The organism is Streptomyces sp. NPDC006265 (assembly GCF_040613555.1).
Taxonomy (GTDB): Bacteria; Actinomycetota; Actinomycetes; order Streptomycetales; family Streptomycetaceae; genus Streptomyces.
In genome coordinates, this window is sequence record NZ_JBEXSH010000443.1 from 1 (window position 1) to 7,379 (window position 7,379).

Annotated in this window: 8 protein-coding genes, 1 other RNA gene and 2 pseudogenes; 5 read left to right on the forward strand and 6 right to left on the reverse strand. The window is 71.4% G+C overall.

Annotated features, from left to right (window positions below; translation table 11 throughout):
• The coding region (locus ABZ281_RS29675) for a sigma-70 family RNA polymerase sigma factor (protein WP_356660404.1) at positions 1–398 on the reverse strand (398 nt) is incomplete at its 3' end.
• A 40-nt stretch (positions 399–438) separates the two neighbouring features.
• On the opposite strand from ABZ281_RS29675, the pseudogene ABZ281_RS29680 reads away from it, so the two are divergent.
• A pseudogene (locus ABZ281_RS29680) lies at positions 439–576 on the forward strand (KR domain-containing protein); the annotation flags it as partial.
• Positions 577–844: 268 nt separating this feature from the next.
• Here the strand turns inward: ABZ281_RS29680 and rnpB are convergent.
• The 4 genes and pseudogenes from rnpB to ABZ281_RS29700 form a co-directional block, all read right to left on the reverse strand.
• Positions 845–1,256, reverse strand: an RNA gene (gene rnpB / locus ABZ281_RS29685) — RNase P RNA component class A.
• A 115-nt stretch (positions 1,257–1,371) separates the two neighbouring features.
• Positions 1,372–2,151: pseudogene (locus ABZ281_RS29690) on the reverse strand (DMT family transporter); the annotation flags it as partial.
• 19 nt (positions 2,152–2,170) lie between these two features.
• Positions 2,171–2,998: an AraC family transcriptional regulator gene (locus ABZ281_RS29695; RefSeq protein ID WP_356660406.1), complete on the reverse strand. Its 828-nt coding sequence runs from the start codon at positions 2,996–2,998 to the stop codon at positions 2,171–2,173.
• Between the two features lie 23 nt (positions 2,999–3,021).
• The gene (locus tag ABZ281_RS29700) at positions 3,022–3,591 is read right to left on the reverse strand and encodes a Uma2 family endonuclease (protein ID WP_356660418.1); all 570 of its coding nucleotides are present in this window, start codon (positions 3,589–3,591) and stop codon (positions 3,022–3,024) included.
• Between the two features lie 173 nt (positions 3,592–3,764).
• On the opposite strand from ABZ281_RS29700, the gene ABZ281_RS29705 reads away from it, so the two are divergent.
• The 4 genes from ABZ281_RS29705 (at position 3,765) to ABZ281_RS29720 (ending at position 6,646) form a co-directional block, all read left to right on the forward strand.
• Positions 3,765–4,520: a MerR family transcriptional regulator gene (locus ABZ281_RS29705; protein WP_356660408.1), complete on the forward strand. Its 756-nt coding sequence runs from the start codon at positions 3,765–3,767 to the stop codon at positions 4,518–4,520.
• On the forward strand, positions 4,517–5,095 hold the full coding sequence (locus ABZ281_RS29710; protein WP_356660410.1) for a hypothetical protein: 579 nt from the start codon (positions 4,517–4,519) through the stop codon (positions 5,093–5,095). Before ABZ281_RS29705 ends, ABZ281_RS29710 begins: the two co-directional genes overlap by 4 nt.
• A gap of 54 nt (positions 5,096–5,149) precedes the next feature.
• On the forward strand, positions 5,150–5,932 hold the full coding sequence (yaaA, locus tag ABZ281_RS29715) for a peroxide stress protein YaaA (RefSeq protein WP_356660412.1): 783 nt from the start codon (positions 5,150–5,152) through the stop codon (positions 5,930–5,932).
• A gap of 63 nt (positions 5,933–5,995) precedes the next feature.
• Complete coding sequence (locus tag ABZ281_RS29720; protein ID WP_356660414.1) at positions 5,996–6,646, forward strand: bifunctional 4-hydroxy-2-oxoglutarate aldolase/2-dehydro-3-deoxy-phosphogluconate aldolase; 651 nt, start codon at positions 5,996–5,998, stop codon at positions 6,644–6,646.
• On the opposite strand, the gene ABZ281_RS29725 is transcribed toward ABZ281_RS29720, so the two are convergent.
• On the reverse strand, positions 6,621–7,379 hold a 759-nt coding region (locus tag ABZ281_RS29725; protein ID WP_356660416.1), incomplete at its 5' end, for a bifunctional RNase H/acid phosphatase. The genes ABZ281_RS29720 and ABZ281_RS29725 overlap by 26 nt on opposite strands.

A 7,379-nucleotide genomic window follows, 5' to 3' on the forward strand; every position in this document is an offset into this window, starting at 1 on the left:
CCGAGTACGTCCAGTACGAGGGCTTCCGGCCGGCACGCCGAGAGCACGCACCGGACGCCGCTCCTCAACGGGCAAACGTTGCCTGCCGCGGCACTAGGCTCGAAACTGAACGTGACCCCGGAGGGGTTAACCAGCAGCTGGCTGTACCGCAGGAACGCGCAGGCACGACTGAGTAGCCGAGAGACGCGCATCTGGGACACACCGACGACATCCGCGACTTCTCGCCGTGTCAGGGAACCGCCGAAGTACAAACTCAGAATGCGGCGTTCGCGCTCCGGGAGTCGCGCGAGGAGTGAGCGGAGTGCCATCCGGTCGATGACTTGCCCAAGTGCCGGATCCTCACTGCCCAGGGCATGCGTCAGCGACACATCCGACTCCGGGCCGAGTTGCTCGTCCATGGACCGCGGATTTCCTCAGACTACGACGCTCCTCAGATTCTTCGACGGCCCTTTCTCGGCCGGCGACAAGGTGCTGCAGATCTCCAGCAGCAAAGTCGGCAACGCCCGGGTCGGCCAGCGCAAGGTCATCATCGACGCCGCCAAGGCCGCCGGCGTCGCCCTGCTCGCTTACACCAGCACCCTTCTCAGGGGGCCCACCACCGATGACCAAGCTCAGCCAGCGGGTAGACAAGGAGACACCTCGTACATATGTACTTCCGTTCATCCGCCGCCTGAATGTCCACTGCAGACCGGCGTTGAACCGCGTTTGACGCCCGGAATGCCCGGATCTTCCGCATGGGCGATGGGGCAGGGACGACAATGCGCGGGCCCAAATTCGACCATGATTCGACCCGAGAGTTTCCTTAGCAAGAAACATGGCTCTGACCTGCGGAAATAAAGAGCGGCAGACGAGTCGGGCTGTACGCCGGGTTCTGTTCCCCGGTTCCCTCGCGGGAGCCGGGGCGACGGCCATCCATCTAGGGCCGGCGTTGCCACCGGCCTCGTGCGGTCTACCCGCGGACTCGGGCGGGCAGCCCTCGATCGTCCGCGCAGGGTCACCTTCGAGAAGGCGGCCCCTCTTGACCTTGCTCCGGGTGGGGTTTACCTAGCTGCCCAGGTCACCCTGGGCACTGGTGGTCTCTTACACCACCGTTTCACCCTTACCCAGCACCTAGGTGCTGGGCGGTCTGCTTTCTGTGGCACTGTCCCGCGGGTCACCCCGGGTGGCCGTTAGCCACCACCCTGCCCTGTGGAGCCCGGACGTTCCTCGGGAAGCTCCCCGTCAGGGGGACTCCACGCGGCCGTCCGCCCGGCTCGTCTGCCGTGTGGACCATGGTACCCGGCGGACGTCCCGCTTCGGCGCCGCGGCCGTGGCCAGTACCGAGCCCGCCAGGATCAGGGCGAAGGCGACGCCGATGCCCAGCGTCAGCTTCTCGTCGAGGACGATCGCACCCGCTGCGACCGCCACCGCCGGGTTGACGTACGTGATCACGCCGGCCCGGGTCGGGCCGACCTCCTTGATCAGCTCCAGGAAGGCCACGAACGCGATCGCGGTGCAGACCACTCCCAGGCCGGCGAGGGCTGCCAGGACCTCACCCGAGAGCATGGTCGCGGGCCTGGTCAGGAATGCCGCGGGGGCGTAGACCACGGCGGCCAGCGTCAGGCACGGGGTGATCAGCTGAAGCGTCGGGACGTCCTTGAGGTACCGGGCCGCTATCAGCGGGGCCGTGGCATAGCCGACGACCGTCACCAGCACCTCGGCCATCGACAGGGCGTCGCCGCCGGTGAGGTGCGGCAGGGTCAGAACGGTGACGCCCGCGAGGCCGAGGGCCAAGCCCGCGATGCGGCGGGCACCCACCCGCTCCCCCGCACCGAAGAAGCGGGCCAGGAGCAGGGCGACGATCGGCACTCCCGCGATGAGGAGGCCGGCGGTCGAGCTGGACAGGTGACGTTCGGCGTCGGTCAGGGTCCACCACGGGCCGATGATCTCGATGACGGCGAAGGCCAGCATCGGCTTCCAGTGGCTCCGGACGGTACGGCCGAAGCCACCCTGGCGCAGGGCGAAGGGGAGCAGGAGCGCGGCGCCGAGGGCGCAGCGTGCGAACACCACCATGGACGGGGACAGTTCGTCCACCGCCACCTTGATCATCAGATAGGGGACGCCCCAGATCACTCCCATGAGGGAGAACAGGAACCAGCCGCGTGCAGTCATGCGATGAGTCTCGGCCGTGTCACCCCCCGGTGTCTTGAACGCTGTTGCGGTACGCCGCCGGGGTCACCCCCAGCACACGGCGGAACCAGCGGGTGAGGTGCGCCTGGTCGGCGAAGCCGACGAGGCCGGCGACCTCGGCGGGGCGCAGTCCGGCTTCCAGGAGGGCCCGGGCCCTGGCCACCCGGTGCTGGGCCAGCCAGGCGTACGGCGGTACGCCCATCGTCGTGCGGAAGGCACGGAGCAGTTGGTAGCGGGACAGGCCCAGGTCCGTGGCGAGGGCGGCCAGGGAGGGGGGGTCCAGCAGTTCGTCCGCGAGGCGGTCGCGTACGGACCGGGCGATGTGGCCGGCGCCGGGCACCGTGTCGTTCGCCGCCCGGGACGTGGAGTGGCGGCGGGCCAGGGCCGTGAGCAGCCAGGGCAGCCGGGACTCGGCCTCCAGCGGGTCGGGGCAGGCGCTGATGTCGGTGTGGGCGGCGCGCAGGGCCGCCGCCAGTTCCGGGTCGTGGAGGACGGGGTCGCGGAAGTGCGGGAGGCCGCCGAGGGTGCCGTCGGCGAGGAGGGCCGGTTCGGCGTAGAGGGCCTGGTAGGCGTAGCCGTCGCAGGCGGCCGGGCCGCCGGTGTGCATCTCGCCGGGCTCCAGGACGACGATCGAGCCGGGGTAGGAGTGGATGTGACCGCCCCGGTAGGCGATGACCTCCGAGCCGCCGACCGTGACGCCGATGGTGAACTCGTCGTGGGCGTGGGGCGCGTAGACGTGGCTGTCGAAGTGGGCGGTGAGGAGGTCGAGGGGCGGGCCGGCACGGCCCAGACGTGCCCTGGTCCAGCTGGTCTGTTCGCGCATCCCCATATCGCACCCCCGCCCACAGGGGATCAGACGAGGTCGGCCGTGTCCAGGTCGAAGGCGAAGGGTTCCGGAAGAGCGATGGGCTTGCCGAAGGGGCGGGCACAGTGCTCGCGGTAGTCGTCGTCCTTCGGCTCGCTGAACACCGTGACCTGCGCCGTGTCCCGGTCGACCAGCAGGTAGAGCGGGATGCCCGCGCGGGCATAGCAACGGCGTTTGGCCTCGCGGTCGGCCTGCGGCTTGGTGGAGGTCACCTCCATCACCATGGCGACGCCGTCGCAGGGCATCCAGGAGCCGACCCCGCCGAACAAGTCGCGCTCGATGGGGCCGAAGGTGACGTGCGGAACCAAGTGGTTCTTGGGGCAGGCGCCCCCGCTCCTCACCTTCAGCCCCTTGTTTCCCGAGAAGTCCATGTCGGTCCGGGATTGCCTGATCACTTGCCTCACGATCCGGCTGATGTACTTCTCGTGATCCCCGTCCGGCGGCGGCGTCACAACGATCTCCCCCTCGATCAGCTCGGCCCGGAAGCCCTCCGGGGTGTCCAGGGCGAGGAAGCCCTCCAGCAGGACGTCTTCCTGCGAGAGCGGCTCGTGGGCCATGGCAGCCATGTCACGCCCCTCCTTCTGTCGCTCGCCAGACTGGGACATCGGCTGATCACCTGTCCGTGAGATCGGGATCCCTTCCCTCGATCGTGGCACACGATCACGGTCGTCGTCAGAAGGCCGGACGGCTCGCTTGACCCTGCCGCAGCGTCAACGTCTTCACTGGTGGCATGCGCATCGGAGAACTCGCCGTCACCGTCGGCGTCACCACGCGGGCCGTGCGGCACTACCACCATCTGGGGCTGTTGCCCGAGCCCGAGCGGCGGGCCAACGGGTACCGGGAGTACGGGTTGCGGCATGCCGTCGTGCTGGCCCGGATCCGGCGGCTGACCGAGCTGGGGCTGGGGCTCGCGGAGGTGCGGGACGTGCTCGCGGACGACGCCGGGAAGGACCTCGTCGAGGTGCTCACCGAGCTGGACGAGGATCTGGCGCGTCAGGAGGCGGCGCTGCGGGAACGGCGGGCGCGGTTGCGGACCTTGCTGGACGCGGAGGGCGGGGTGCCCGCCGAGGGGCCGGTGTCGCCCGAGCTGGCCGCGCTGTTCGCCGGGACCGCGCACCTGTCGGACTCGCCCATGGCCGTGAAGGACCGCGAGATCATCGCCTTACTGGAGACCGCCATGCCGGCCGGGGACCGGGAGCGGCTGGTGGCGTCGATGGGTGAGGCGCTGGGGAGTCCGGGGGCCGTGGCGCGGGCCGGGGAGGCGTACGCGCTGCTCGACGCGCTCGCCGGCGCCGCGCCCGATGACCCGCGCGTCGAGGAGGCCGCCCTGACACTCGCCGGCTGCATTCCGCCGGGGCTCTTCCCGGAGGCCGGGGAGCCCGACCAGGACGACGGTTTCCTGCGCGCCTTCTACGACGATCTCGCCCCGGCCCAGGCGGAGGCCGTCCGCCGTACGCTGCGGATCCTCGCCGAGGAGCGGCGATGAGGGCCGGGGGGCTGCTGGTCCGGCACGAGGTGCGGTTGCTCGCGAGCCTCGCCCTGTGGGTGGCACGGCGTACGCACGGGACGAAGAGCGGGTCGGCCTTCGGGTACGCGCGCGGGCAGGGCGCGATGATGGCCGGGTTCGCGTTCGTGTGTGTGGTCGAGACGGTCGCGTTGTCCGTGCTGCTGTGGGACTGGCCGACCGTGCACGCGGTGTTCCTCTTCCTGGACGTGTACACGATCGTGTTCGTCGTCGCGCTGCACGCGTCCTCCGTCGTACGTCCGCACGTGCTGGATGTGGAACACGGCTCGCTGCGGATCCGGCGGTACGTCCACGTCGATCTGCTGGTGCCGCTGGAGCGGATCGCCTCGGTGCGGCGCGAAATGCGGATGACGCACGAGCGGGCCGACGGGGAGCTGGATGTGGAGGTGGGCTCGCAGACCAGCGTCACGCTCGAACTGACGGAACCCGTCACGTACGTCGGCTTCTTCGGGCGGAGCCGGGAGGTGCGGGTCGTCCGCTTCCACGCCGACGACCCCGACGGCCTCGTCCGCGCCCTCGGCCGGGCGCGCGTCTGAGCTCCCCGTACGCCCCCGTACGCTGTCGGCTTCAGTTCGATCGAAGGAGTACGCGTGCTTGTCCTGCTGCCGCCGTCCGAAGGCAAGGCCTCTTCCGGCCGCGGTGCCCCGCTGAAGCCGGAGTCGCTGTCGCTGCCGGGGCTGACCGCCGCCCGGGAGGCCGTTCTCACCGAGCTGGTCGAGCTGTGCGCCGGCGACGAGGACAAGGCGCGTGAGGTGCTGGGGCTCAGCGAGGGGCTGCGGGGCGAGGTCGCGAAGAACGCGGAGCTGCGCACGGCGGGGACGCGGCCGGCCGGGGAGATCTACACCGGCGTGCTCTACGACGCCCTCGGCCTGGCGTCCCTCGACACGGCCGCCAAGCGGCGTGCGGCGCGGTCGCTGCTCGTGTTCTCCGGGCTGTGGGGTGCTGTGCGGGTGACGGACCGGATTCCCTCCTACCGGTGCTCGATGGGCGTGAAGCTGCCCGGGCTCGGGGCGCTGGGCGCGCACTGGCGTACGCCGATGGCGTCGGTGCTGCCGGAGGTGGCCGGGAGTGGGCTGGTGCTGGATCTGCGGTCCGCCGCGTACGCCGCCGCCTGGAAGCCCAAGGGCGAGGTCGCGGGGCGTACGGCGTCCGTGCGGGTGCTGCACGCTCCCACGCGGAAGGTGGTCAGCCACTTCAACAAGGCGACCAAGGGGCGGATCGTGCGCGGTCTGCTGACCTCCGGGGCCGACCCGAAGGGACCGGCCGATCTGGTGGAGGCGCTCCGGGATCTCGGGTACGTCGTGGAGGCGCAGGCTCCGGCGAAGTCGGGGCAGGCGTGGTCGCTGGATGTGCTGGTGGACGAGGTCCACTAACGGGCATTGCATTCTGCGCAACGACCTTTGCGTGCTGTGCTCGGGCGGCGGCAGGATGACGCCATGGCCTCCTCTCTCCTGCCCGCCTCCGTGCTGGACCTGGCGTCCGTCGTCCCTGTCGTCGTCATCGAGGATGCCGGCGACGCCGTACCGCTGGCGCGGGCGCTGGTCGCGGGCGGGCTGCCCGCGATCGAGGTGACGTTGCGGACGCCCGTGGCCCTGGCGGCGATCCGGGAGATCGCCCGGGAGGTGCCCGGGGCGGTCGTCGGGGCCGGGACGGTGATCAGCCCCGAGCAGGTCACGGCGGCGGTGGCCGCGGGCTCCCGCTTTCTGGTCAGTCCTGGCTGGACCGACGTCCTGCTGGAGGCGATGCGGGCGTCCGGGGTGCCGTTCCTGCCGGGGGTGTCGACGGCGTCCGAGGTCGTGGCGCTGCTGGAGCGCGGGGTGCGGGAGATGAAGTTCTTCCCGGCGCAGGCCGCGGGCGGCACGGCGTATCTGCAGTCGCTGTCGGGGCCGTTGCCGCAGGCGCGGTTCTGCCCGACGGGCGGGATCGGGCCGGCCTCCGCACCGGACTATCTGGCCCTGCCCAACGTCGGGTGCGTGGGCGGCAGCTGGATGCTGCCGCCGGACGCGGTCGCCGCTCGCGACTGGGGCCGCGTCGAGGAGCTGGCCCGGTCGGCGGCGAGGCTCAGCGCAGGTAGGACGTGTCGTTGAGGAGGCGGACGCTGGCGTTGCCGTCCGCGTAGTACGCGACGACCGACAGGGACGCGGCGGACAGTTCCATGCGGAACAGGGACTCCGGCGGGGCGCCCAGGGCGAGCCGGACCAGCGTCTTGATCGGGGTCACGTGCGTGACCAGCAGGACGGTGCGGCCGGCGTGGGCCGCCACCAGCTTGTCGCGGGTCGCGGCGAGCCGGGTGGCCGTCGCCGCGAAGCTCTCACCGCCGCCGGTGGGTTGGGCGTCCGGTGAGGCCAGCCAGGCGTTCAGGTCGTCGGGGTGGCGCTCGCGCACCTCGGCGAAGGTGAGGCCCTCCCAGGCGCCGAAGTCGGTCTCGCGCAGCCCGTCGTCGATGCCTACGTCCAGTCCGAGCCGGGCGGCGACGATCCCGGCGGTCTCCCGCGCGCGGGCGAGCGGCGACGACACGACGGCCTGGATGGTGCCCCGCCGGGCCAGCAGCGCGGCGGCCCGTTCGGCCTGCTCCCGGCCGGTGTCGGACAGGGAGGGGTCCGTGCCACCACTCCCGGAGAACCGCTTCTGGGGCGTCAGCGGAGTCTCGCCGTGGCGCAGCAGAACGAAGGTGGCGGGGGCGCCCATGTCGGCGGGGGCCCAGCCGGGGGCGGCCACGGCTTTGGCGGCACGGGTGTCGGCTCCGACCTTCGCAGCACGGGCATCGCCACCGGCCCCCGCGGCACGAGTGTCGCCGGCACCGGCCTTCGCGGCACGGGC